This is a genomic window from Pseudomonas savastanoi, assembly GCF_020917325.1.
GTDB classification, from domain to species: Bacteria; Pseudomonadota; Gammaproteobacteria; order Pseudomonadales; family Pseudomonadaceae; genus Aquipseudomonas; species Aquipseudomonas amygdali.
Genome location: NZ_CP076652.1, coordinates 5777162 through 5801383, shown reverse-complemented (window position 1 = coordinate 5801383; position 24222 = coordinate 5777162). Strand labels below are relative to the sequence as shown.

General features: G+C 57.9%; 20 protein-coding genes and 1 pseudogene. 4 read left to right on the top strand and 17 right to left on the bottom strand.

Annotated elements, in window-relative coordinates:
* Window positions 1-76: 76 nt before the first annotated feature.
* From KP808_RS25010 to KP808_RS24995, 4 genes and pseudogenes are all read left to right on the top strand, one after another.
* Window positions 77-333 (top strand): annotated as a pseudogene (locus KP808_RS25010) (immunity protein Tsi6 family protein).
* 123 nt (window positions 334-456) lie between these two features.
* Entirely contained in the window at window positions 457-759 is a 303-nt protein-coding gene (locus tag KP808_RS25005) for a hypothetical protein (RefSeq protein WP_058428079.1), read from the top strand.
* A gap of 131 nt (window positions 760-890) precedes the next feature.
* On the top strand, window positions 891-1445 hold the full coding sequence (locus tag KP808_RS25000) for an HD domain-containing protein (protein ID WP_230017147.1): 555 nt from the start codon (window positions 891-893) through the stop codon (window positions 1443-1445).
* A 3-nt stretch (window positions 1446-1448) separates the two neighbouring features.
* The gene (locus KP808_RS24995) at window positions 1449-1796 is read left to right on the top strand and encodes a hypothetical protein (protein ID WP_003343680.1); all 348 of its coding nucleotides are present in this window, start codon (window positions 1449-1451) and stop codon (window positions 1794-1796) included.
* Between the two features lie 43 nt (window positions 1797-1839).
* Here the strand turns inward: KP808_RS24995 and KP808_RS24990 are convergent, their stop codons facing one another.
* The 17 genes from KP808_RS24990 to KP808_RS24910 form a co-directional block, all read right to left on the bottom strand.
* On the bottom strand, window positions 1840-2265 hold the full coding sequence (locus KP808_RS24990) for a DUF2628 domain-containing protein (protein WP_057430490.1): 426 nt from the start codon (window positions 2263-2265) through the stop codon (window positions 1840-1842).
* Between the two features lie 177 nt (window positions 2266-2442).
* Complete coding sequence (tssA, locus tag KP808_RS24985) at window positions 2443-3540, bottom strand: type VI secretion system protein TssA (RefSeq protein ID WP_230017146.1); 1098 nt, start codon at window positions 3538-3540, stop codon at window positions 2443-2445.
* Window positions 3541-3632: 92 nt separating this feature from the next.
* Complete coding sequence (locus KP808_RS24980; RefSeq protein WP_003318810.1) at window positions 3633-4151, bottom strand: Hcp family type VI secretion system effector; 519 nt, start codon at window positions 4149-4151, stop codon at window positions 3633-3635.
* A gap of 154 nt (window positions 4152-4305) precedes the next feature.
* Window positions 4306-6798 (bottom strand): type VI secretion system membrane subunit TssM, encoded by a 2493-nt coding sequence (gene tssM, locus KP808_RS24975; RefSeq protein WP_057401784.1) that lies wholly within the window; start codon window positions 6796-6798, stop codon window positions 4306-4308.
* Window positions 6795-7718, bottom strand: a complete 924-nt coding sequence (gene tagF / locus KP808_RS24970) for a type VI secretion system-associated protein TagF (RefSeq protein WP_057401783.1) — start codon at window positions 7716-7718, stop codon at window positions 6795-6797. The genes tssM and tagF overlap by 4 nt, the downstream gene beginning before the upstream one ends.
* 31 nt (window positions 7719-7749) lie before the next feature.
* Window positions 7750-11670, bottom strand: coding sequence for a type VI secretion protein IcmF/TssM N-terminal domain-containing protein (locus KP808_RS24965; protein ID WP_230017145.1), 3921 nt, complete (start codon window positions 11668-11670; stop codon window positions 7750-7752).
* Window positions 11671-11700: 30 nt separating this feature from the next.
* Window positions 11701-12414, bottom strand: coding sequence for a type IVB secretion system protein IcmH/DotU (gene icmH, locus KP808_RS24960; RefSeq protein WP_044321978.1), 714 nt, complete (start codon window positions 12412-12414; stop codon window positions 11701-11703).
* A complete protein-coding gene (gene tssK / locus KP808_RS24955) occupies window positions 12411-13754 on the bottom strand; it encodes a type VI secretion system baseplate subunit TssK (protein WP_057401781.1) in 1344 nt (447 codons plus the stop codon). The genes icmH and tssK overlap by 4 nt, the downstream gene beginning before the upstream one ends.
* Window positions 13751-14506, bottom strand: a complete 756-nt coding sequence (gene tssJ / locus KP808_RS24950) for a type VI secretion system lipoprotein TssJ (RefSeq protein ID WP_080396181.1) — start codon at window positions 14504-14506, stop codon at window positions 13751-13753. The genes tssK and tssJ overlap by 4 nt, the downstream gene beginning before the upstream one ends.
* Before the next feature lie 25 nt (window positions 14507-14531).
* Complete coding sequence (gene tssH, locus KP808_RS24945; RefSeq protein WP_230017144.1) at window positions 14532-17135, bottom strand: type VI secretion system ATPase TssH; 2604 nt, start codon at window positions 17133-17135, stop codon at window positions 14532-14534.
* Window positions 17132-18202 carry a type VI secretion system baseplate subunit TssG gene (tssG, locus tag KP808_RS24940; RefSeq protein WP_002551422.1) on the bottom strand — a complete coding sequence of 357 codons (1071 nt, stop codon included), beginning with the start codon at window positions 18200-18202 and terminating at the stop codon, window positions 17132-17134. The genes tssH and tssG overlap by 4 nt, the downstream gene beginning before the upstream one ends.
* Window positions 18166-19998, bottom strand: a complete 1833-nt coding sequence (tssF, locus tag KP808_RS24935; protein ID WP_044324050.1) for a type VI secretion system baseplate subunit TssF — start codon at window positions 19996-19998, stop codon at window positions 18166-18168. Before tssF ends, tssG begins: the two co-directional genes overlap by 37 nt.
* Entirely contained in the window at window positions 19998-20480 is a 483-nt protein-coding gene (gene tssE / locus KP808_RS24930) for a type VI secretion system baseplate subunit TssE (RefSeq protein ID WP_003420335.1), read from the bottom strand. The genes tssF and tssE overlap by 1 nt, the downstream gene beginning before the upstream one ends.
* Window positions 20481-20505: 25 nt before the next feature.
* On the bottom strand, window positions 20506-22008 hold the full coding sequence (gene tssC, locus KP808_RS24925) for a type VI secretion system contractile sheath large subunit (RefSeq protein WP_057404876.1): 1503 nt from the start codon (window positions 22006-22008) through the stop codon (window positions 20506-20508).
* 14 nt (window positions 22009-22022) lie between these two features.
* Window positions 22023-22556 (bottom strand): type VI secretion system contractile sheath small subunit, encoded by a 534-nt coding sequence (tssB, locus tag KP808_RS24920; protein ID WP_002551425.1) that lies wholly within the window; start codon window positions 22554-22556, stop codon window positions 22023-22025.
* Between the two features lie 68 nt (window positions 22557-22624).
* A complete protein-coding gene (locus KP808_RS24915; protein WP_002551426.1) occupies window positions 22625-23374 on the bottom strand; it encodes a hypothetical protein in 750 nt (249 codons plus the stop codon).
* Window positions 23375-23797: 423 nt separating this feature from the next.
* Window positions 23798-24037 (bottom strand): hypothetical protein, encoded by a 240-nt coding sequence (locus tag KP808_RS24910; protein ID WP_219170618.1) that lies wholly within the window; start codon window positions 24035-24037, stop codon window positions 23798-23800.
* Between the last annotated feature and the right edge of the window lie 185 nt (window positions 24038-24222).

Sequence of the window (24222 nt, the reverse complement as noted above, 5' to 3'; positions counted from 1 at the left end):
CTGTATTAGGGGCAAGCCGATAATAAGGTTTAATTCCGCCAAGGAGTTCATAGATCATGCTGTTTTACTTACCGAAATGCGTATAAGTCGCCACCCTGCGTTTTCGATATACGCAGCAGTTCTAAACAGCCTCTCTATATAAAATCAATTCTTGAGGTTGTTGAGGCAGACAAGTCCGGACTTCACAAACTTTTTATCGGGGCCCTTGCAGTCAAGAGGTTCAAAGAAAAAGATTACGTGCTGGCACAAGCCCCGATGGATGTTTATTACATTGCGAATCAGTCAGCAAACGAGTTGGAAATTAAACTTCCCGAAGGGTTGTGGCATCCTTGAGGAATAAATTTTATAATGGTTGCCCTGTGCAGAAAAATTTGCAATTTTCTCTCTTGGGGCCGGTTGTAGGTTTCTGCTTTCCTTCGTCCTTCTGTAAATTCAGCTGCCGCCAAAATTATTATTATAAATATTGAACATCTTAAGCAAAAAACGCAAGAGCTGCGTGAAGTGATTGAAGATTTGAAAAAATCAGATCACGTGGTTGAAAAGCTTCGAGCTGAGATCGAACCACTGATGAAGCTGGCCGAATCTGGCATGATAACAGTTAAGTTGCAGTGGCGAGACATTCCAGGGCGTTATCTATTTACCGAAGAGGGTTTGCAACAATATCCTCATCTTGAGCATGCTTTCGCAGAGTTCAGGATTGAGCTGACTGGTGGAGAGACTCCTTTATTACATAAATTGAAAAGGGAAATGGGTGAGTAATGAAAGTGCGTGTCACGGGCAGTTAATTTTTACTCTGTGTGGCGCACATGCCTTGCGGTCCTGATGCTGCATGACCTGCTTTCTGAGATATAGCATATGCTCCGATGAGAATCTCAAGGAATCTGACCCAAATGCCCAAATCATGCCCGCAACACCTCTTCAACAAAGCCTGGCTATTCGCATCCCAGGCCCACGTCGGCCAAAAAATGACAGGCTCGGACCTTCCTTACACCACCCACGTGGCGATGGTTGCCAACGAGTTGATCTTTGCCCATCGCGAAGAGTCTGTGGGCGCGCTTGAAATCGCCTTGCCCACAGCATTACTGCACGACGTGCTGGAAGATACGCCGGTAACTCAGGATGAGTTGGCTGAAGCGTTCGGTGTGGAGGTCGCCTCAGCCGTGGCGTGCCTGAGCAAGAACCTGATCGTGCCGTTTTCCGAAGCGCTTTATTTCGCCGGGATCGCCAGTCATTCCAAAGAAGCTGCGTCGGTCAAACTGTGTGATCGCATCACCAATCTCCAGTCAGCGCCGTCCACCTGGAAGAAGGCAAAGCGAGCGTCGTATCTGGTGGAGTCGGCGCAGATTCTGGCAGCCTTGGGGCATGCGAACGGGTATCTGCGGCAGCGGCTCATTGATACGATGGCGCGTTATGAGGCGCTTTATGTTGATGGCTTTGAAGGCTGAATAATGAGCTCTCATCATTGTCGGATCGAGAACGGGAGTCTCTGGATAGAAAGTCAGCGAGTCTGCCTTCCTTACCCGGCGGACACGTTTCTGCTGTTTAAGGGGATAGTGCTAATCAGGCTTGAATCCCCGCCGGGCGAGGGCTTCAACCGGAACATCTTCGCTTTCTCGATGGCTGGCGAAGTGCTCTGGCAGATCGAGGAAAGCCCGCACGGTACGCAGGCGGACAAGCCGTTTATGAGTCTTCACTGCGATGACAACGCTCAGGTCATCGCAGGTTGCTGGAATGGTGTGACCTACTCGGTGAATGTGGAGAACGGGAAGATTCAAGTTATCCAGTTCAACAAATAGCCGCGCTTCCGGCGTTTACCCTTCAGCTGATGCGCTCCGCGCTTCACCAACGCAACCCCTCAAACGGATTCCAGCTCTGCTCGCCTTTCACTTCCTTGAGGTAATACGCGTAATTAGTCAGTTGCCCATACAACGCATTAAACACAAAACCGACCGCAGAACTGGCCTCCTTGGCATAGCGGAACTCAAACATGTCCATCACCATGTCCAGCGCGATAGAGACCACCACGATCATTGCGATAAAGCACAGGTTCTTCTTCCACAGCCCCAGGATGAACAGGTAAACCGGCCCAAAAAAGAACGCGAAGAAATTGAAGTTGATTTTCACTTTTTTCAGAAAGGGCAGTTGCTTGAGCGCGGGTCTGAACCCTGGTGCGTTCGGGCCGCCATGCGCTTCAAAAAAGGCGAAGCGCTCTTTCCATTTGTCGCTGTAATGGCCTGATGCGTTTACCGGGTCTGACGTGTTCATTCTCTAATCCCTGATGTGTGTGAATCATGTGAATGGTCTTTCCCTGTTGTTGCGCTGGGTAAGACGCAACATACGGGTAAATCGAGGGCACGTCAGTCATACAGACGGACTCATCCTGTGGTGCATTTCCCGACGGTCTGTACGTACCTTCATACAGACCGATCCACCAGATCGCTCTTACTGCTTAGGCTCTTTCGTACCCAGCACATCGCGAATGCTGTCCACGACGTTGCTGTCTTTGATGACGTCGTTCAGCCAGCCTTCCAGCGGCATGTTGCCCCACTTGATGGCGCGCTCGATGAGGTACGGGACGGGGCTTTGCGGCTCGGTGTTTTTGAAGAACTGTGCAATACCGGCGAGCATGGTGAAGGCTTCGTCGCGAGTGGCCGGGGTGGTGCGCAGTGGTGCGGACGCGCTGTCCTGGCTGGCCTGGGTCATTACGGCACCTGCGGGTTGGTCGATGGCGATTTCGGGTGCGGTCTGAGCGGCGGCTGCCGGGGCAGGGCTCAGTTCTATTCCTCGGTCCTTGAGCAGCTTTTCGGTCAGTTGCCCGGCGCGTTGCAGGATGTCGCTCAGGGTGACGAGGCTGGGCGCGTCGCGGCCGAACAGGGTGTCGGCAGTGGCCTGGAGCTGCTGGCAGGCGTACAGGCTGGCAGCGATTTCGCTGGCCTTGAGGCGCAGGTGGTCCGAGTCGGTCAGTACCACGGAGCGCTGGAAGATTTCGGCGTTGATCTTGCCTTCGTCAACAGCAGCCTGCATGGCCTTGGGGTTTTGCAGCGCGAGGTTTTCCACGTGGCGCGACTCGTCGTAGCGCAACAGACCAAAGTTCTGCCCCTGGGTGATTGGCAGCCCGCCGACGACTTCGGTCAGCGTGGTTTTCAGCCAGGCCAGACGGGCGGCGCGTTCTTCTACGCCGTCTTCCAGCGACGGGTACAGATCGTCCCAGAAATTTTGCAGGATCCGCTCGGCCACGGTCAGGCCGAAGGTAATGCCGACAAAGTGGTATTTGTGCGCCAGGGCTTCACTGAGCCAGGCGACGAGCATCAGGTCCTTGCTTTGTTCAGCAAGGCCCTGTGCGGCCAACGTGATGGTCTGATCCCAGTCCGAGGACTTCAGATCGGTTTGCCAGTCACCTTGGGTGAGGTAATCGGGGTCTGCTCGACGAGCTTCCTTGACCTGATCGAACAGGGTGGAAAAGCTCAGGTCTTCGCCGCTGCCCCCGTTGATGGGCGCCGTCAGATCGGCAAGCGAAAGGTCGTTGAGAAATTCAGACATAGTCAACTCTGATCAGAGGATAAAAGAACACCGTGCCTGGGCAGACACGGTGCTGAAGACGGGCCGCTTGCGCGACCCGAGGTGTCACAGACTTATGCGAATACTTTGTTCGCAGTGCGGTCCCAGCCGCCAGTGACGTTACCGCCACCCTGGCCATCGGAACGGCTCTGTTGGGTGTAGGTAGTCTTGATGCGAGCAAAGTTGAAGCTGATTTCTTCAATCGGCAGATCGCTGACTGCGTTGTCTTCGCCTTTCTGGCTACCGCCAGCAACCGCCTTCACGGAAGACACAACCACTTCTTCCAGGTTGATGGTCAGGTAGGTCAGCTTGTCGCCGCCTGCACGGTTGACGTTCAGCTGGATCTTGGCGATGTGAGTGCCCTTGCAGCACGCTTCGAACAGCTTGGCGGAAGCCTTGTCCACAGACTTGCGGATGCTGAAGTCGCTCAGTGCAACGCGCTCGGACGAAGCACCGCCCGAAGAGCTTGCGGTCGCCGAGGTGGCCTGGGTAGCGCCGAACTCGTAGCCCAACACTTCGATCCAGTCCTTGTGCTTGTCGTCCAGAACTTCGCCTGGGATGCCGTCGATTTGGATGTATGCGTCAAATGCCATTTTCTGCTTCTCCTTCTTCATTTAAAGCCGTGGCGTCTGCGGACAGAACACGGCCCTTTTGATTAACCTTCCTGAAACGATCAAGAAAGGTTCTCTTGCCACGGCCCTGGTCTCATGTAGACAACCCGGGCTTCGGTTTGCTTGCACTGCGCGCTCAATTGAGCGCGCGCACTTCGATCTCTACGCGTCGATTCGGCTCAAGGCACTGAATCAACTGAGCCCTCGGCTGCTGCATATCGCATTTGACCAAGGGTTTCTCGCTGCCTTCGCCGACCGCGTCCACCAGCTCGGCGGGCACGCCCTTGCCGACCAGGTAAGTCTTGATGGTCTGTGCACGCTGCCTGGACACCTGCATGTTGCTTTGCGGGTCGCCCAGCTGGTCGGCGTGACCTGCAATCACGATCTTGCCGATGTTCGGTGTGCTCAACAGCTTGCCGGCGATCGCACTCAACTGGTTTTGACCTTCGGTTTTCAGGCTCTGGAAGTCGGCACGACCAAAGGCAAACAGGGTGTCCGATTCCAGCGTGATGGTTTCGATAGCCTTCAACGACTGCGTCAACAGGCTGTTGATGTAATTACGCGAACTGGATGTCAGGAATGCGTTGTCGAGAATTCTCGGCACGTCCAGTTCGTGAATCTGATCGCTGTAGAAGTTGATCTGGCGGCTGGCGTACTCGTAATCCTGATTGGAGCCTGCCTCGGCGTTCGCAGTGATGGTCTTGCCGGTCTGGCGCGCGATGGCCGGGTACCAGTAATCAGGCATCTTCGCTTTCAGGAAGGCCGGGTCAGCCTTCTCGCGCTGCGCTCGCGACAACATGACGTAAGTATCCAGCGTCGCCTTGCCGAAGGCCGCGATGGACTGCGCGCGGTTATCCGGCGGCAGTGCCTTGGGTTCGACGCTGTCGACGCCGGTGACCGGCATCAGGTCCTTGGCATTACGCTGGTAGACCTTGATGGTGGTCAGCAGGTAAAGCGAGCGCGTCAGGTTGTCTGCGGTCGGCTTGAGCATCACCGTTTCCAGACGGTTGAAGTAGCGTGTGCGCAGCAACGGCTCGACGTCATAGCCCCGGTAAAGACCCAGGCGCAAGCGCAGCGGTACGCCTTCGTCGTGATGACGATCGTAGTAAAGCGAAGTCCAAAAGCGCATGCGATCCAGCGTTTGCCACTCGGTGTACTGACCGGTGGCTTTGCTGTCATCGGCTGCAGCCTGGGCGAGTTCGGTGGAAATGGACTGGATGTTGTCCTTGTTGTTCCAGTACGACCAGCCCCACAGGCTGCAGATCAAGAGGGCAACAAGACTGGCACCGCCAATCCACGCAGCCTTGCGGCGACGCTCGCGATGGTTGGTGGTGTATAGCGCCACCAGATGCTGATCGGGAATGATCACCTTGCGGAACAGGCTGTTGATGAACAGCGGATGCGGCTGCGCATTGCCGTCGACCAGGTCCTGCTCGCTTTCCAGCTGGAAGCGCTCGGTCACCTGACGGGTGTGTCCGCCCATTTCGGGCTGGTCGGCGTCCAGTGCGCTGGTGAAGTAGAAACCGCGCAGCATCTCGGCGCTCTGATACGGGTTGGCGCGCAGCAGGGCATCGACGAACATCAGCAGGCGCGGTTTCAAGGCTTCCAGTTCCAGCGGGAAACGATACACCGCGGTGTCCTGACGCGTGATCTGGATGTCCTGAAGCACCAGCTGTTGGTTGGCGATCTCTTTCCAGTAATTGATCAGCTCGTCCATCGCCACACCGAAGCGCTGGCCCCAGTCAGCTTGCTCGAAGCCCTTGTGCGGGAAGGTCTTGCCCATCACTTCGCCACGCGCCACATCATCCAGCTGGCGATAGAAGGGCACAAAGCCCGGTACCAGATCGCACTTGGTGAACACCAGATACACCGGCAGACGCACTTCCAGCAGCGCGTGGGTTTCCTGGATTCGCTCGCGCAGACGTTTGGCGATGCGCTCCTGATCCTCCACCGAGGATTGCAGGATGTCATGAATGCTGACCGTGACAATCAGGCCGTTTAGCGGTCTGCGCTGGCGGTGCTGACGCAGTAATTGCAGAAAGGCGCGCCATTTGCCGGCTTCCTGCTGATCATTCATGTAGCGGCCAGCGGTATCCAGCAGCACGGCTTCCGAGCTGAAGAACCAGTCGCAATTGCGCGTGCCGCCCAGCCCGGCGACGCGTGCGCCTTCGCGCTCGGCGTAGGGGAAGTTGAGGCCCGACTGATACAGCATGGTGCTTTTGCCCGCTGCGGGCTGACCCACCACCAGATACCAGGGCAGGGCGTAAAGCGCGTCCTTGGCGTTGCTGCCGTTCGGCTTGTTGCTCTGCAACCGTTCGATGCTTTGCAGCAAGCGCTCACGCAGCAGGCTGACCTCTTCGCGATCCGCCGGGCTGGCGTTGAGCACGGCCTGATCGGCGTCATCACGCAGCAGACCCTCCAGGTTCTGATGCTGTGATACGCCCCGATACAGCAACAGCACATACGCCGCCGACAGCAGCAGGAACAGGCCTATTCCCGTCAGCAGGCTGTTCATCGAACTGAAGCCCAGGGCACGGCCGATGCTCCAGATGATGAAGATCGACAGAAAAAAGCAGACCCCGAGAACATAGGGCTGGTAGCGCAAAAAGTAGTATTTGATCTTGTTCATACGGACTTCAAATCCAGCACATCGACAAAGCGGTCGATAACGTCATAAAGAGGGCGGTCAATGTCTGGAAACACATGGCCTCGGTGGTGTTCGTCGAACGCGTCAAAGGGTGCCAGCACGTCATAGTTCTCCGAATGCTCGCCCACGCCCGTCACCACGCGGTACACGCCTGAGGTGTTGCGCGACGGGAAGCAGAACAGTCGGGGGCGCATGAAGTCGTCCGCCAGAATGCTGATTTGCGGCACTGCCTTGTTCGGGTCAATGCGTGTCAGCCAATTGACCCACAGATCTGCTGTCGGGTTCTTCAAGCCTCGCTCGGCAGGCAGTGGCAGCGAAATACCGATCGGTGCCCTGTACGACGGGCGACCCAGCGCTTGCAGTCGGGTGAGCACGGCATTGCTGATGAACTCGGGGTATGAGCTCTCCAGCGAAGTCGCAATGTCACGCAGGGTGAAGTTCACCAGAAACTTCTCATGCACACGCCGGAACAGTTCAAAGTCCTGTCCTTGCAACGGGCGCAAGGCCCTGATGCGTTCGAACAGCACTGAGGTGCCTTCGCCCTGTGCGGCCATGTGCAGCAGCGGTTTGATCTGCCCGGCGAACAGTTCGCTCAGGGTGAACGGGTTCACAAACAGCCCGGCGTCACTGGACTTCACCGTTTGAAAGATGAAGAACGGATAACGCCGAGCGCTTGAGTCCCTGGAACTGATCAAACCGCCCACCAGCCAGTTGCCGCTGCGTGCCCGGTAGCTGAAAAAGCACACCGGCAATCGATCGAACAGCGTGCGCCAGTCTTCGCGGTGCTGCATGTCGGCGAGAGCGCCCTGCAGCCATGCATCGAACTCGCAGACATCGTCGCTGGCGCCATGCAGGCTGACGAAATCTGCGCTCGCGGGCACTTTTCCGAAGCAGCCAATCATCGACCGCCCTCCAGATCGAGCATGTGCATCCTCACTTGGTCCGCCCATCTGTTGCGTTAAGCGCGCTCAGCGCCTTGACGTTCGCCAGGTCGGTCAGCTTCACGCCACCATAGTTGCGCACCACCAGACTGACCGGCCCCTTTGCCGTGTTCCAGCTGAAACGCTGCTGAATGCCGTCCAGGTCGGCGACCCGTGCGCTGTCGTTCATGCGCAGCAGGCCCCAGCGCCCGGTGTAGTCGAACACGGTGATGCGCTCGCCGGTCAGCGTGACCACATCCAGGCGTGCGCCCGGTGCTGTCGTGGTACCCGGCCATGAGAAGCGGCTCCAGCTGGTCTTGCCGTTGCGGTAATGCTGCTCCTGGCCATCCAGCGTGAAGATGATGTCAGTGAAGTAGGCCGACGGCTCCAGCATGATCTCGAAACCATTGTCGCGATCCGAGAGGCTGGCGATGACCTCGCCCAGCGAACTGGCCTTGTCAATGTTGCTGACCATTTTCGGATTGACCAGCGGCGCAGCCTTGGACCCGCTGCCCATACCCAGGCCTTCGCCATCGGACAGGTTGCCGATTTCGTTGCGCTTGAAGTTCGGTAGCAGGCCGGATTCCGGGTCAACGAAGCGTTGCAGGTCTTTCACCGATGCCTCGTTGCGGCTGTCCGCAGCAATCGGGTAACGATGCGCCATGACCTGTTCCCAAGGTTTGGCGACCTGTTTGGCCCAGGCTTTGGCGATCTGTTCGCCGGCCGGATCGCGCAGCGTTTCCCAGGCGAACTGGATCGGCAGGCTGAACAGGCTTTGCAGCGAGGTGGAAAGCCCGCCCTGACTGGTATCGACCGTGGTTTCAACGTAGTTACGCACGTTGGTGACTTCGCTCGGCTGCCCTTCAAGGGTTTCGCTGATCAACTGCTTGCTGCTCTTGCCGACATCCTGCGAGCGCTGGATGTTGTTCATCCGCACTTTGAGTTTACGCAGCGCTGCCAGGTAGCGATCCATGATGGTGCTGTCAGCGCCTTCGGCATTCTGCGCTGCGAAAACCCTTGATACAGGTTCGAAGCGTTTGGCCAGACTGCCGTCATCCACGGCAGGCAATGGCGAGATCAGTACGCTGGCCGCAGCTTCCTTGTTGTCGAAGATACCGCTGACCTTGCCCCAGAAGCCATCGTCGCGTTTGACTCCGGTCTGTTGCGCTTCGCGAGGCGCAGGCACGTCCCATTGCGTGTTGTCGTTGACGGCAGACAGCAGCAGTTTGACCGGCGAATTGCGTACGTCGCTGAGCAATGACAACTGCTGCGTGGCGTTGGCCATGTCGCTGAAGCGGCGCACACCGACGCTGTCGATCATGGTGTACCAGACCTGCGTGTAGTCGCGCTTGTAACGGGCCATGAATTCACGAACGAAGTTGGCTTTCTGCACCACGCTGTCGCCGCCTTCGCCATCCAGAACCCAGTCCGACTCGTTACGCAGGTTGCCGGACACCAGCTTGATCAGCTCGGGTTTCACGAACTCTTCCCAGCCCTGGCGGGTGAAAATCGCAGGTACAGCCTCCGAACCGTAGAGCAACTGGCGACCCGGCATAGGTACCAGATCATTCAGGCCGATTGCCGGGAACTGACGGCTGGATTCCAGTTGCAGGCGCAGGTATTCACGGTCCACCAGCGAGCTGGAGATCATGAAAAACTTCAGGCTCTTGCGGGTCTCGTCGATCAGTTGCTCATTGCGTGGCATGGCCGGCGCGTCACCATTCTTGAGCAGCTGTACGTAGACCGGCGAGTTGTCCTCGATGACGTCGTCGCTGATCGGATTGGTCTCGCTGGAAATGCCCGCCCAGGCCACCGGCAACGCTGCGTTGACGAACTCGGTTTCCGGATGCGTGGTCGGCTGAGTCAGAATCAGATAGAGCTTGAGGGCGTTGTATGACTCGATGATGGACGCCACTTGCCGTTCATCGAGTCGCCCGAGCATCTCTTCCGACAACGACAAGCCGCCTGTTGTGGCTGAAAGCTCGGCAGCATCGTTGGCAGTGGCCGGGTTGCGTAGCGCGGCAATCGCCTCGCTGCGTGTCTGGCTGGCTGTGCCTCTTGCTGCGCCGGTCAGACGATTGGCAACCTCGCCGGTGCTGCGCGGGATGCTGCTCAGGCTGGTCGGACGGCTCGCAGCGACGTTGCGCGCGCCGCGGTCCAGCAGTTTCTGACCTTGAGCGCGTACCTTGCCCGTTTTGGTTTCCGACCCTGCGGGTGTAGCCCCGAAGCCATACTGCGGGTCCATGGTTTTGGCGAACTCGTTGAATTCACGCATCTGCAATTGCAGTTTCAGCGTGATCGGTTCCAGCGCCTGGGTACGCAGTTGCTGCAGGTAGGCAGTCTGGGTGGCGAAGTAGATATCGTCGCCACGGTACAGGCCGCCACTGAGCTGAAGAGGCACGCCCTTGGTGCGGTATTTCTCGATGGCAGCCAGCTGGTTGCGCAGCAATTCCAGGCCTTGGCCGGAGGCGAGGCGCTGGGCACGGTCCGGGGACTGTTCCAGTTCGGTCAACTGTTGGCTGATCGCGGCCAGCCACTCGCGGTTTTTCTGGAACGACAGGGCCTGCCAGCCGATGAAGGCCAGCCCGGCGAACAGCGCCAGAGCGATGACAATCGGCCCCAGTGATTTGTCGCGGCCATGACGTGACTGGTACAGGGTCAGGTCACGGTCAGGGAAAATGACGCGGCGGAAGGTATCGGTGATGAAGTAACTGCGATCACTGATTTTCCGTTGTTCGCCCTCTTCCAGCGCATCGGGTGCGGTCGCTGGCCGCAAGACGAACGACTCTGAAAGCTCGTCTTCATACACCGGTGTCAGCTGCTTGTCGGTTTGCAGGGCACTGGTGAAATACAGGCCGCGCAGCAACAACTGGGTACCGTTGACGTTACTGCGCGCGAAATGCTGCAGAAACTGTTCGAGTATCGCCGACAGCTCGGCAAAGTAGTTGGGGAAGTTGAGCAGGGCGCTGTTGGCGTCGGCACCCAGCGCGATCATCTGTGCATCGACGTGGCGGCTGACATGCGCCTGCAGGTTCGCCAGTTTGCGATCGAGCACCGAACGCAGGCTTTCTGTGGTGATCTCTGTCAGACCGAACGTCATGCCCAGCGGCTGCTGGCGCTCATGCAGGTCCATACCGTCGAAAGCCTGGTTGAAGCCGGGCAGTTGGTCGGTCTTGGTCAGCATCAGATAAATAGGCGGGTTGGCGTCCAGGCAATCGGTATATTCCTCGATGCGCGTGACCAGGCGCGCACCCATTTCGTTACGTTCGGCGGAAGAGGCGGCCAACAGCTCCGGCAGGCTGACCACTAGCACCAGACCATTGACGGCGGCCTTGCTGCGCTGCTTTTTGAGCATACGCAGGAACGCAGCGAATTCGCTGGCAGACTGATCGTCACGCAGGTAGCGACCTGCGGTGTCGATCATCACGGCTTCAGGGCTGAAGTACCAATCGCAGTGCTGGGTGCCGCTTTCCGTGTCATTGGCGCTACTGGCAATGCTGGCCGACAGGCCGGAACGGGTCAGCAACGAGGTCTTGCCCGCCGCCGACATGCCGATGACCAGATACCAGGGCAGATCGTAGAGCGCCGAGGAGCCGCCACCGCCTGCCGAGCGATCGGTGCGCAGCATGGCAATGGCATGCTTGAGGCGGTCGCGCAGCACTTGCTGATCACGGAACTCACCGGTGGATTTCAGCGAGCGGTCAACTTCGATCTGAACCAGATTTTCGAGGTTGTGTTCGGTACGAATCCGTCGGTATTGGCGCAGTACGATCAACAGCAGATAGAAGGCGCTGATGATCGCCATCGCTTCGAGCGTATAGCCTTGCAGCCAACTGATCCTGGGGGCGAAAAACCAGCAGACAGCCAGGCTGATCAGCCACAGTATCGGGACCAGGAACCAGAAACTTTTTAACAGGCGCAGTAATGTCTTCATGTCTTCCTGACTCGTTTACCTGATCGGGACTCAAGCATTGAACAGTTGGCTGATTTGTTCGGCCAACGCGGCCACGTCTTTGCCCAGCAACCAGTCAAGCGTCAGATAGACACCCAGGCACACGAGGGCGATGAGCACCAGGTAAAGCCATACCGGAACTTCATGGCGAAGCATCTGCGACACCTGGTCAGGCAATGCCCAGTCAGGCGACAGCGCCTTTGGCGTCTTGCGGTAGCGTGCGATGTCCTGGCCCAGCGTGTTGGCCAGATAGCGCAACTGGTCTTTCTGGCCGAGGCCGAACTTGCCTTCGAAACCCAGCGCCAGGCACAGGTGATACACCTCAAGCACATCCAGGTTCTTTTTCACGTCGGCGCGCAGCAGTTCGATTTTCTCGAAGAAGCCTTCGCCCGCCAGGTGAACGCCGAAATAACGGAACTGCAGCGGCTCCATTTCGAAGTGGCGACGCATATCGTTGTCGCCCGAACGCAGCACGCTCTCATCAAGGAATGCGCACAGTGCGTACTGCGCGTCTTTCACCTGGTCGACACTGTAATTGGCGCTGCGCGCCTGACGCTCCAGGTTGGCGAAAAAAGTATCGACGCTGGCTTCGAACGCGGTGACCGAGATCGCCTGGCGGCCGCGACGGACAATCAGCGCCATGGTGATGAAGTCACGTACCAGGTCTTTGAGCGTAGGTTTTTCGGTTGCAGCCGCAGCGGCACCTTGCATCACGGCTTCAGTCATTTAAGCACCGCCAACAGTTCAAGCTTGAGATTGGTAAACGCGCTGGGCGCGTAGAAGGAAATGGCCTGGGCTTCCATCATGCGTTCGTACACCCGGCCATGTGGCTCTATGGAGAAGTAATGGTTGTCCAGGCGCACCGGAATGGCGTTTGGCAGGCGTGTCGAGTGGTTCAGGGTGACGCCCGGCATGGCGCTGTTGACGACCACCTCGATGTCTTCCGGCGAACCGACCTTGAACGCACGCGGAACCAGTTCCAGCAGGCTGGAGCCGGGCATGTCGGCATGCACCGAAATATAGAAGTCCGCTTCGGTGAGGCGTGGGTCGAGCAATTGGCCCTGCCAGTACGAAGGCCGGACCTGACTCAGGTTGATGACGATGCACTGGTTCGGAATCACATTCTCAAGCAGCAGACGAACCAGTTCGTCGAGCTTCACCAGCGAGGCCGCCGGGTCCTGATGATCGTAATCGGGGATGTCAGTGAGCTGGGTGTCTAGCGAGAACGTCAGCAAACCGCCCGCCAGTTCCGCGAGAAACAGATACAGGCGCTCTGGGTGCAGGCGTGGGTGCGCCAGCAGATGGGCCAGTTGCGGGTAGGCGCGGTTGACCGTATTCAGCAGCCAGAACAACGTAACGTCGCTGGAACCGAACTCGGCGATCTGGTCGGCACGCTCGCGGCGACGGCCTGAAAGTGCCTTGCTCTTGGCTTGCAGCACGCTGATCAGGCGTCTGCCAAGGCCAACCAGCGTCTCGTGGGTGCCCACGTGCAACGTAGGGTGCACAAAATGCGCATCCAGGTTGAAGCCGCCGATGCTGTTGCGTGCCAGTCGGGCAATCGGGCAATAGCTGTAGCCATCCAGAGTGTCGCCATCGACCAGCATCACGACGTTCAGACGCAGGCTGGTGATTTCGTTTTCCAGATCGCCTTCGTTGAGGTCCGGCAGGGTGTCGAACTGTTTGCGAAAGCGCCGGGCGCTCTTCTGTTCCTGGCCATCTTCAACGTAGTTCAGGCCAAAGGGCTCGGGCAGCTTGAGCGCCGCATAGACCTTGATTTCTCCGCCTTTGGTCAGGTTTTTCAGGTCGCGGGCGGCGGGCAGCGGGTCATGCTGTGGCGCGTCGTAAAGGCTGCCGTCAGGGAACACCAGCTTCAGGCGCTTCAGCTGCAACGAGCCTGTGGCCAATGCCTCGACGTCGACTTCCAGCGTTTGCACGCCCCAATGGAAAGGCGTGGAACGCAGTGTCGACTCAGCAAGCTGATGCTGGTGAAACTCATCCTGATATTGGAAATGTTGTGGCAAAAGGAACATGCCTTCCGACCACATCACGCGGCTTTGTTTACTCATTTGGCGCCTTCCAACAGAGAATTGAATTGTGAGTCCGCTGCCTTTTTCGCAGCACTGCCGGCCGAGTCCTGAACCTGCTGGACAGCGGCGTCCTGCACTCGCTCGGTAATACCTTTGCCGGCGGGTTGTTCGGGCATCGAATTGGATTTGGCGAACTGCTCTTCAGTCTTGAGCTTGTTCAACACATCCACGCCACGAACGGCGAGGATGTAGTTGTTGTCCACCAGCACGCGCACACCGTCGGACGAGAACCAGATACCGTCCTTGCGCAGCGTGTTGGCGTCGAACGCGACCTTCCAGCGGCTGTTTTCGTCGGTCCGGAAGAACGCCGCGATGCCCACATAGGACGCGTTGGGGTTCAGCGGCCATTGATCGGTCTGCCCTATGCCTGGCAACAGAATCAGCTCCTTGCTATCAACCAGTGTGTTGCCCAGAGCTTTTTGCGGATCATCCCAGAGGCTGTCGGCGTTGATCGACTCGAAGCGCTCCAGAGAGGCCAGTTGATAAACGCGCACCACCACCGAGAGCGGTTTGCCGTACTCATCGGGGTTGAGCTGATTACCGCCGTCAGTCGTCAGGATGACTTTTTCGTTGTCACCAAACATCATGTCGCCAGCCCAGGTGTCATCCATGCGCTTGGCGACACGGTCCGTCACGCCACAGGCGGACAGAGCCAGCATCATTGCCAGAACAGCCAGGCACCTTGCCAAGGCTGGCTTCGAGGAACAATTGCCTTGAAGTCTTTTATTCATCACGTCTTACCTATGGGGTGATCGATCAGGTCAGTGTGTAAGCGAAGTCGCCATCGCTGCCCAGATCGATGGTCAGGCTCTGAATCGGCTTGTCCTGCGCCATCCGCTCCAGCACTCGCTGGGCGAGTTCCGGCATGAGGGTCTTGGACAGGATGTTGTCGATGTTGCGTGCGCCGCTGTCGACTTCCGTGCAACGCGAAGCGATGGCCTTGATCAGCGCTTCGTCGTAACGCAGTACCGCCTGGTGATTGCGCTCGAAACGCTTGCGGATGCGCTCCAGTTTCAGGCCGACGATGCGCTCCAGAATCGCGTCTTGAACCGGGTAGTACGGCACGATGGTCAAGCGACCGAGGAACGCCGGTTTGAACACCTGATTCAGCTCGTCGCGCAGGCCTTCCACGATGTCATCGGGGGTCGGCTTCTGCTCGGTGTTCAGGCACCACTGCATGATGCGATCAGTACCGGTGTTGGAGGTGAGGATGATCACGGTATTGCGGAAGTTGATCTCGCGACCTTCGCCATCGTCCAGCACGCCTTTGTCGAAGACCTGGAAAAACAGCTCGAGCACGTCCGGGTGGGCTTTCTCCACCTCGTCGAGCAGTACCACGCTGTAAGGCTTGCGGCGCACGGCTTCGGTCAGCACGCCACCTTCGCCGTAACCGACGTAGCCCGGCGGGGAGCCTTTGAGGCTGGAGACTGTGTGGGCTTCCTGGTATTCGGACATGTTGATGGTGATGACGTTACGCTCGCCGCCATACAGCGTGTCAGCCAGGGCCAGCGCAGTTTCGGTCTTACCGACACCGCTCGGGCCGAGCAGCAGGAACACACCGATCGGCTTGTTCGGGTCTTCCATGCGGGCACGGGAAATCTTGATGCGCTTGCCGATCTCTTCGAGTGCATGGTCTTGACCCAGCACGCGTTCGCCCAGCAGCGCGGGCAGGCTTTGCACGGTGTCGATTTCGTCGCGCAGCATCTTGCCCAGCGGGATACCGGTCCAGCCGGAAATCACTTCACCGATGGTGCCACCGTCCACCAGCGCGTGAACCAGCGGTTGCTCGCCCTGCACACTGGCCAGTTCGGCACGCACTGCAGCGATCTGCTCAGCATCAGGCGCACCGTCTTCTGGCACGCTCAGGGCACCCAGCTTTTCGACCAGTTCCAGCTCGCGTTTCCACTGTTGTTCCAGCGACTCGCGGGTTTCCTGTTCGGCTTTCAGCTCTTCGTGCAGGGCCGTCAAACGGCGAGCGTGGTCGCTGCCCTTGGCGGTTTCCTGTTCGAGCACGGTGATTTCTGCGTTCAGGTTGTCGATGTGGCGCTTGCAGTCTTCCAGCGCGCCTGGCTGTGCCGATTGGCCCAGTGCGACGCGTGCGCAAGCGGTGTCGAGCACGCTGACGGCTTTGTCCGGCAGTTGGCGGCCGGTGATGTAGCGGTTGGACAGGCGTACGGCCTGCACCAGCGCTTCGTCCATCACCGTGACCTTGTGGTGCTCCTGCATCTTCGCAAGCAGCCCGCGAAGCATGTGGATGGCCTTGTCTTCGTCAGGCTCTTCGACTTTCACGACTTGGAAACGACGAGCCAATGCTGCGTCTTTTTCGAAATACTTTTTGTATTCTGCCCATGTGGTGGCGGCGATGGTGCGCAGCTCGCCACGCGCCAAGGCAGGCTTGAGCAGGTTCGCTGCGTCGTTCTGCCCGGCCTGGCCACCCGAGCCGATCAGCGTGTGGGCTTCGTCGATGAACAGAATGATCGGGTGCAGGCTGCGCTTGGTTTCTTCGATGACCGACTTGAGGCGGTTTTCGAACTCGCCTTTGACCCCTGCACCGGCCTGCAACAGGCCCAGATCCAGGGTGTGAATGGCGACGTCCTTGAGCACCGAAGGCACGTCGCCCTGCACGATGCGCAGCGCCAGACCTTCAACCACGGCTGTTTTACCCACACCCGCTTCACCGGTCAGGATCGGGTTGTTCTGACGGCGGCGGGTCAGGATGTCGACCATCTGCCGCACTTCGAACTCGCGCCCCAGCACCGGGTCAATGCGACCATCGCGGGCGCTCTGGGTCAGGTTGACCGTGTATTGGTCCAGGGCAGGGGTCTTGCCGTTGCCCTTGGTGGTTGCGCCCGTGCTGGCGTCGGCGTTGGCCAGCGGCTTGCTCAGTTTGGTCTCGGGGCTGCCTTCGACCAGCGCGCTCATGTTCAGGCGCAGGTCGTCAGCGTTGATCTTCTCCAGCTCCGGGGCCGAACCGATGACCACGCGGCGCAGGGCATCGTCATCCAGCAAGGCCTGAATCAGGTGCCCGGTGCGGATCTGCGACTGACCGAACTCGATCGACGCCAGCACCCAGGCCTGCTCGATCATGCGCGTGATGTGCGGCGAGAGCGCAGGCGTCCGTGTGTTGCCTTTCTTGAACGTCCCCAGCGCGGTGACCAACTGTGCTTGCAGGCGATCAGGCACCACATCGTAGTGGCGCAGGATCACCGGCAGGTCGTTATCGTTGTTGTCGAGCAATTGCAGCAGCAAGTGCTCGACTTCAACGTCGTAGTGGTTCTCCGACAGGCACAGCGCAGCAGCGCTTTCAGTGGCAGTGCGGCTCGTTTCGTTCAGCTTGGCGAACAGGGACTTCAGGTTCACAGGGAGACCCCATCAAAAGGAATATGGAAAACAGCGCAACGGGAGGGCTCCACGTCGACACCGGGGCGTTTGAGCCAGCCAAGCCAGCCCAGCGATACATTGCCTTGGCGACCCAGGCGGGCCACGGGTACAGCTTCGCGCTTGAGCTTCGGCGCAATCTGGAAGTCCAGTTCAGCGCCGATGTAAAAACGCACCAGTTCAACAAGCTTCTGGTAATCCTCGGTGCCCGGCTGAAAGCGCTGGTAGTCAGCCAGTTCCAGAGGCCCCATTTCGATACGTACGCACGACTGGTAATCCCAGACGCGATTGCCGGCCACGGCGCTTTGCCCCAGCACGGCGTTCTTGCGGCCCAGCTGCGTGCACTGGCTGCTGTCGAGCTTCAGCCAGCGCCCGGCGAACTGCTGGATCTTGAACGGCAGCGAGAAATAAAAACTCAGCATGACTTCAAGGTTCAGGGCGTTGCGCGGCTTCTGGGCGAACATCCCCGAGAAGTAGCTGAACAGTTCGCGGCGCAATGGCGACTCGCCCTTGTCGAACTTTTGCTTCAACGCTTCGGGGCCGAAACCCACCAGGTTGAGCAAATAACGATCAAAGTTCGACGTGCCGTTACGCTCGTACTCGATGTAAAACTTGTACTTCTGCCAGGCCTCGTAAAACAGCGTGGTCATGCGATGCGAAAAAATATCCAGAAACGCATGCGCAGCGTCGTCTCGGTACTGAATATGCCGATCGATGAGCAGCTCGGTGTACGGGCGCGGCAGCACGCCCGATGGGCCGACCAGGCCCATGAACGTGACCTGCACCTCGGACAGCGGCAAACCGGCCGCCGAGAGCTTGCCTTCGCGTTCGAACTGCAGGTCGCTGACTTCACTGGCCGGGAAGTTCAGCGACAGCTGTGAACGAAAGCGCAGAGGGTCCTCATGCGGCCTGGTTTCCAGGTCCATGCGCCCGTTCCTGCTGTAATGCAGGCGAAGCAAACGCACCAACTGAAAAAATTCGAATCGGTGCGGCTCAGCCCTTGCCTGGTCAATCAGACCAGGGGTTGATCGCCTGTTCGCGGGGGCCATTGGACCACTCTCTTTTCGCGCTGCACGGTGCGAAGGGTTAATTGGGTAAAGCTGTTCATCGAGCAGTACTGACCAAAGAAGTGGTCCAGCACCATGCCGAACAGGAACACGCCGCTGCCGGTGTACTGGCTTTCATCGAATTTCAGCGTGATGCCGACGCCGCGTACAAAGTTGGGGCGCGGATGCCCGATGCGCGCCACAACCGGTTCGCTGGTCACCGATACGATCCCGTTGATCTGTTTGCGAATCGCCGACACGTTGCGGTAGTTGTAAAGCGACAGCAGTTCCAGCAGCACTTCGCGACCCTTCGAAACCAGCGACATGTGGTTCAGCGACAGGTGCGAGATGAGCCGCCAGATCACGCCGTTGCCCAGCGGCACGCGCACCGTCGCCGTCGGTTTGCGCAGGCAGCGGATATCCTTGATCACCGAATTGGAGGGAATGTTGAAGTCCCCGCGCTCGCCGCCAAAAGGCAGCATCAGTGGTAAATCGCGATTGCTGCACGTCAGGCGGATACTGAGTGTGTCGTTGTTGGAATCAATCAGTTCCAGATCCCGATCCACGACGCGGATGAACATGTTCGAGCCATCGCTTTGTCGGCTCTGCGTCGGACGTCGCCGGGCGATCCAGAAGCTCTGACCGGGGCCTTGATCACCGCGTGGTTCAAAGAACGGATGGCAGGTACCGACCTGATCGTTGCCGTTGATCTTCTTCACCCGGCGTACGCGATCGATCGAGACCACTTCGGCAGAGCTTTGCAGGCGCACATCCGGCGTTACCGCGTATTCATGCTGAACGTGGGTCAGCTTGATCGGCTCGGCCTGCTGGCGGAACAGGTTGATGATCGGCGTGCAGTTGAGCTTGAAATTGTTACGGCCGATGTTCTGGGTCAGGCGTGCCAGACGATCCGTCAGGTCGTAATCGGAAAAGTAGAAATTGATTTCCACTTTGGCGATCTCTTTGCCAGCCAGAATACGGGCAAAGCCTGACAGGTCGAAGAACATGAACTTGTCAGGGAAGGTGAAGTATTCGTGCAGCAAGCGGTAACCCAGAAACGAACGTTCCGAGTAATCCACCAGCCCTTCATCCAGACCATAGCCGACAGACTTCAGGGCGTCGGCGGGCAGTACCACTTCACGAATGCGCCCTTCGTCTTCGAACGACAGGGTCGCTTTGGCCAGGTTGTTGAACAGCAGCTCATACAGTTGATGCATCAGCGTGCTTTCGCCATCAAGGAAAAAGCGCAGTCGGTCCAGTTCCATCTTGCCGAACAGGACGTCGGAGGTCGCACCCAGGCCGATGCGCAAGCGCGCAATCAGGTCTGCACTGTGGCCGTTGAACGCCGAACGCTCCATTTCAATGAACGAAGCGCTTTGTACTGCCACTGGCCACAGTTCGACCGGGTAGCACGTACGAAACTTGCACACTATTCCGTCTATCGGTGTGGCGTGCAGCTCGGTGTGCCGGGCTACACGATAGGATTCGGTGACTTTTTCCTGCTTGCCCATGTTGAACTCGACGATGGACATCGAAGGGGTAGGGCGCAGGTAGTGCGGGTACAGCACCTCCAGAAACGACTCGACGATTTCAGGAAACTCATCGTCGAGTTTCTTGTGTACGCGCGCCGACAGGAACGAGAACGCCTCGATCAGACGCTCGGTATGCGGGTCTTCGCAGTTGTCGCCCTCAATCAGTAATCGCGAAGCGATCTTCGGATATTGAGCGGCAAATTCCTGGCCCAGAAAGCGCAGGTGCGAGAGTTCCTTCTCGTAATAGGGCAGCAGATCGTCGAGCATCAGTTGAGGTTCTGCACTTTGTATTCCTGAGTGTTGACCTGCAGCACGGCGTCAAAGGAAACCTGACGCGAAATGTCCTGCAGACGCAGTACTGCGTCCACACGAAAAGTCAGCATGCGCTGGCCGGTCTGTTGTGCAAGCAACTGGACTTTCACGCTGCGGAAACGTCGGTCACCGACAGAAATTGCCTTTTCCAGCTGGCGCTGAATCAAAAGACGGTCCTGTGGGTCGAGCACGCTTCTACTGGTGAAGTCGGGCATACCGTAATCGAGGATGGTGCCGCTCAGATTGGCGAAACCTTCCAGCTCGTTAGCGACCAGAGACTGGCGAGTGTTCACCAGAATCTCCAGGTCACGAACGATGCTGGCCTTGTAATCGGCCAGCGAACTCAACCGTTGCGATGACGATTCCACGGACTGATGCGGACGATCGTCGAGCAACCGATCCAGCAATGAAGGCAACAGCTTGTGTTGACTACTCATGTTGCCTCCCTGGCTAAGTAATGGATCAGCCGCGAGTCGATTGCGGCAATTCGGCGACCAAACGCAACGATGCGGTCAGTTCATCGAGTTGGTAATGCGGACGCAGGTAAGTCACGGCCTTGTAGACGCCAGGCTTGCCAGGCACTTCAAACACTTCGGCACGCGCCTCGCGCAACGGGAACTTGGCCTTGGCTTCCTGACTGGCGGTGTCATCCAGCAACACATAGCTGGACAGCCACTTGTTGAGGAACAACTCGACATCCTTGCGCGATGCAAAACTGCCGATCTTGTCGCGCATGATCGCTTTCATGTAGTGAGCGATACGCGAGGTTGCGAAGATGTATTGCAGTTGCGCCGAAAGACGAGCGTTGGCGTTGGCAATGTCGGTGTTGTACTGCTTCTGCTTCTGGGTCGACTGAGTGCCGAAGAATGCGGCGTAGTCGGTGCCTTTGCAGTGCACCAGAGGAATGAACCCCAGGTCCGACAGCTCTTTTTCGCGACGGTCGGTGATGGCAATTTCAGTCGGGCATTTCAGCGCGATTTCGCCGTCATCGGTCTTGAAGGTGTGGGTCGGCAGGCCTTCGACCAGACCGCCGCCTTCCACGCCGCGGATCGCCACACACCAGCCGTAGCGGGAGAATGCATCGGTCACGCGAGTGCCCAGTGCGTAGGCAGCGTTCATCCACAGGTATTTGTTGTGGTCACGGCCATCGACGCTTTCGACGAAGTTGAATTCTTCGACTGGCGTGGTATCCGGGCCATATGGCAGGCGACCCAGCACGTGCGGCAGAGTCAGGCCGACATAGCGGGAGTCTTCAGAGGCGCGGAACGACTTCCATTTGGCGTATTCGACGGTATCGAAGATTTTCGCCAGATCGCGAGGGCCGGCCATGTCGGTGAACGAGTCCCAACCGAACAGCTCAGCCGATGCCGCGGAAATGAACGGCGCGTGGGCGGCGGCTGCAACGTGGGAGATCTCCTCGAGCAGGTACATGTCTTCCGGGCTGCGGTTGAACTCGTAGTCCCCCAGCAACATACCGAACGGTGCACCACCGAAGGTGCCGTACTCTTCTTCGTAGATCTTCTTGAACAGTGCGCTCTGGTCGAATTCGGACGAGGCCTTGAGGTCACGCACGAGGTCTTTTTTCGACGCATTGAGCAGGTGAATCTTCAGCGTGGTGCTGGTCTCGGTCTGGTCAACCTGATATTTCAGGCCGCGCCAGGACGCTTCCAGTTGCTGGAATTCACGGGCGTGCATGATTTCGTTCATCTGCTCGGAGAGCATCGAATCGATCTCGGCGATGCGCGCGTCGAGCACGGCAATCAGGTCCTTGCTTGGCGTCATTTCGCCTTCAAGTACTTGGGCCACCAGTTCGCCGATCAGATCGCGGGTACGGGTGCGCTCGGTTTCGGAGCGTGCAACGCGGCTTTCGGAAATGATGCTGTCGAGCAGGGAAGATTGCGGGGCGAAGTTTTCAACTTCAACCAGAGCGCTGTCCTGCTGAGTCACGGTTTGCTTATCGGTCATCGTCAGGCTCCTCCTTACTCTTTACTGTCGGTGGCTGGAACGGCGGCTTCACGGCCGAATTCCTTGCCCAGGGTTTTCAGCTTTTCAGTGTTCTGCAACACGTCCATCAGCAGTTCTTCAAGCTTGTCGTTGCCACCCATCTTGTTACGCAGGTCAGCCAGCTTGTTGCGCACTTCCAGCAGCTTGCGCAGCGGTTCGACCTGACGCACGACGTTCTGCGGCTCGAAGTCTTCCAGCGCATTGAAGTTCAATTCGACGCCAAGCTGAGTCCCGTTCTTGGCCAGGGTGTTGTCGACGCGATACGCCAGGCGCGGCTTGATGCCTTTAAGGACGCCGTTGAAGTTGTCGCGATCGATGAAGATGAACTTGCGATCCTTGAGCTTGGGCAGCGGCTCCAGGGGGTTGCCGGAGAAATCGCCGAGAACGCCTACAACGAATGGCAGCTCTTTCTTTTCCTGAGCGTCGCCGATATCAACGTCGTAAGTGATATGGACCCGAGGCGCGCGAACGCGGTCAAGTTTGTGCTGGGTACTTTCCTTCTTCGCCATCGTCATCTCCTGTGCGAGCAACTCGCTGCAAGTCGTTTGCGTACCGGGCCTGGACAGGCCGGGCGCGATTAGAGTCCTTCAATCGTCAGCAAAAGGCGCTGACGGATTTCATCGTTCATTTCCAGAATGTTTTCGTGCCCGACCAACTCTTCGAAGCTTGTATTGCCTGCGATCTGCGTGCTGTTGCGAATGACCGACTCATCCGGCAGCTCGGAGCGCACCGGTGAGCTGATCACGCAGAACGGCAGATCGCCGAAGTCTTTCAAGCGCTCGAAACTGACCGGGAAGCGCAACCCTTCGAAAAGGCGGCTCATGCCCGGTGACTTGCTCAGGCAATAGAACAGGACCAGATAATGCACAACGTAGCGATACAGCTCGGCGCTACTGCGATTCGGGTCCTTGATTACCTTGCGAAACTGCGCCAGATCGAAGGAGTTGAAGCCCACCACCCAGCGCACCGGGCTGGTGATGCGTATGGTCTGCCCGCTTTGTGACAGCACCATGTCGTATTCGAGCGGGAACAGCTCGGGCGTCGTACTGATCAGGTTGAGCGGCACTTCCAGTTCATTGACCAGCTTGAACGGCTCTGCCGATGCAATGCGGTCATAGAGCTCCTTGAGCTCCTTGAAATGGTGCTGAGTTTCTCGACCGCTGCTGCGTTGCGCGCCCTGCAGGTATTCACCGAAGAATGTCTGCGGGCGTATCAGCAACGCGAGGGTCGACAGATAGTCGGACGCCTGCACCTTGAGCGCGTCGGAAATAGCGCGCGTCTGCTTGCGCAGCTTGATCAATGCTTCTATATCGAACGTCTGAGTCATCGGTACATCGTCCTTGAACCCTTCACGACCGCTTCCCGGATCAGACCGGGGACGGGGAAGAGTTGCGAATTTCTCGACTGCACACCTGCTCATGAAGTGGTTTTGCCATGTGCGTAAAGCAAAACGCACCGCCACTATGAGGAAGGATTTGGTGCTGGCATATAGATGTCGTCTAGCCAGCAGTGTGGTCTATGGCACTATTTTCAGTAGGAAAGTTCCTACAGACGGTGGATATTTTCTCGGTTTTGTTACAGTAAGCAATGATTGCTATGAGCCACTACTGGTTAATATTGCAGCAGTAATATAGCCGTAAGCCTTGATTTATAAGGGCTTTGGAGCGTTATCTGGATCCGATTTCGAACGCAATTAAGCTTAAAAAGGTAAACTTATTTGCCCGCTGTTTGCGCCGTCGAGACGATAAAATCACGATGCCGTCTTGTGAGCTGATATTTCTAGGATGAGGGATGATGGCACCGCCAGTGGTGCAGGTGGCAGCAGGAGAGTGAGTGAGCGCACGCCGATTGTTGCCGAGCGCAAGAAGGAAGGTGCTTGCTGATAAACGTCCCCGGATTTTCTTGCAGCAAATAAAAAACCCGCCGAAGCGGGTTTTTCCAAGACCATCCCGACTTCCTGTCGGACGCCTCCCAGGCGATGGTCGATCATCCTTGATCCTGGTGAACTCCCTGTTCACCACTTGATGGATCCAATCTTATGCGCCGCGTGCAGGTTCGGAAATAGCCAAGTTCCCCCGCCGCGTGTAAGCCTTTCGCTATACCTCACGTGTTCATGCTCGAACAGCGGGGTGAGGGGCAGGGATGCTGGCGTCAGGAAAGATTTTGCATCTGCAG

What these genes read in the sequence shown, in the direction of transcription:
- KP808_RS24910 (WP_219170618.1), bottom strand. Translation starts at nt 24,037, where the DNA reads ATGATCGACCATCGCCTGGGAGGCGTCCGACAGGAAGTCGGGATGGTC.
- tssG (WP_002551422.1), bottom strand. Translation starts at nt 18,202, where the DNA reads ATGGCCCCCGCGAACAGGCGATCAACCCCTGGTCTGATTGACCAGGCA.
- KP808_RS24995 (WP_003343680.1), top strand. Translation starts at nt 1,449, where the DNA reads ATGAGCTCTCATCATTGTCGGATCGAGAACGGGAGTCTCTGGATAGAA.
- tssF (WP_044324050.1), bottom strand. Translation starts at nt 19,998, where the DNA reads ATGCTCGACGATCTGCTGCCCTATTACGAGAAGGAACTCTCGCACCTG.
- tssK (WP_057401781.1), bottom strand. Translation starts at nt 13,754, where the DNA reads ATGAGTAAACAAAGCCGCGTGATGTGGTCGGAAGGCATGTTCCTTTTG.
- tssB (WP_002551425.1), bottom strand. Translation starts at nt 22,556, where the DNA reads ATGGCGAAGAAGGAAAGTACCCAGCACAAACTTGACCGCGTTCGCGCG.
- tssE (WP_003420335.1), bottom strand. Translation starts at nt 20,480, where the DNA reads ATGAGTAGTCAACACAAGCTGTTGCCTTCATTGCTGGATCGGTTGCTC.
- KP808_RS24990 (WP_057430490.1), bottom strand. Translation starts at nt 2,265, where the DNA reads ATGAACACGTCAGACCCGGTAAACGCATCAGGCCATTACAGCGACAAA.
- KP808_RS24965 (WP_230017145.1), bottom strand. Translation starts at nt 11,670, where the DNA reads ATGAAGACATTACTGCGCCTGTTAAAAAGTTTCTGGTTCCTGGTCCCG.
- tssM (WP_057401784.1), bottom strand. Translation starts at nt 6,798, where the DNA reads ATGAACAAGATCAAATACTACTTTTTGCGCTACCAGCCCTATGTTCTC.
- tssA (WP_230017146.1), bottom strand. Translation starts at nt 3,540, where the DNA reads ATGTCTGAATTTCTCAACGACCTTTCGCTTGCCGATCTGACGGCGCCC.
- KP808_RS24980 (WP_003318810.1), bottom strand. Translation starts at nt 4,151, where the DNA reads ATGGCATTTGACGCATACATCCAAATCGACGGCATCCCAGGCGAAGTT.
- tssJ (WP_080396181.1), bottom strand. Translation starts at nt 14,506, where the DNA reads ATGAATAAAAGACTTCAAGGCAATTGTTCCTCGAAGCCAGCCTTGGCA.
- icmH (WP_044321978.1), bottom strand. Translation starts at nt 12,414, where the DNA reads ATGACTGAAGCCGTGATGCAAGGTGCCGCTGCGGCTGCAACCGAAAAA.
- KP808_RS24915 (WP_002551426.1), bottom strand. Translation starts at nt 23,374, where the DNA reads ATGACTCAGACGTTCGATATAGAAGCATTGATCAAGCTGCGCAAGCAG.
- tagF (WP_057401783.1), bottom strand. Translation starts at nt 7,718, where the DNA reads ATGATTGGCTGCTTCGGAAAAGTGCCCGCGAGCGCAGATTTCGTCAGC.
- KP808_RS25000 (WP_230017147.1), top strand. Translation starts at nt 891, where the DNA reads ATGCCCAAATCATGCCCGCAACACCTCTTCAACAAAGCCTGGCTATTC.
- tssC (WP_057404876.1), bottom strand. Translation starts at nt 22,008, where the DNA reads ATGACCGATAAGCAAACCGTGACTCAGCAGGACAGCGCTCTGGTTGAA.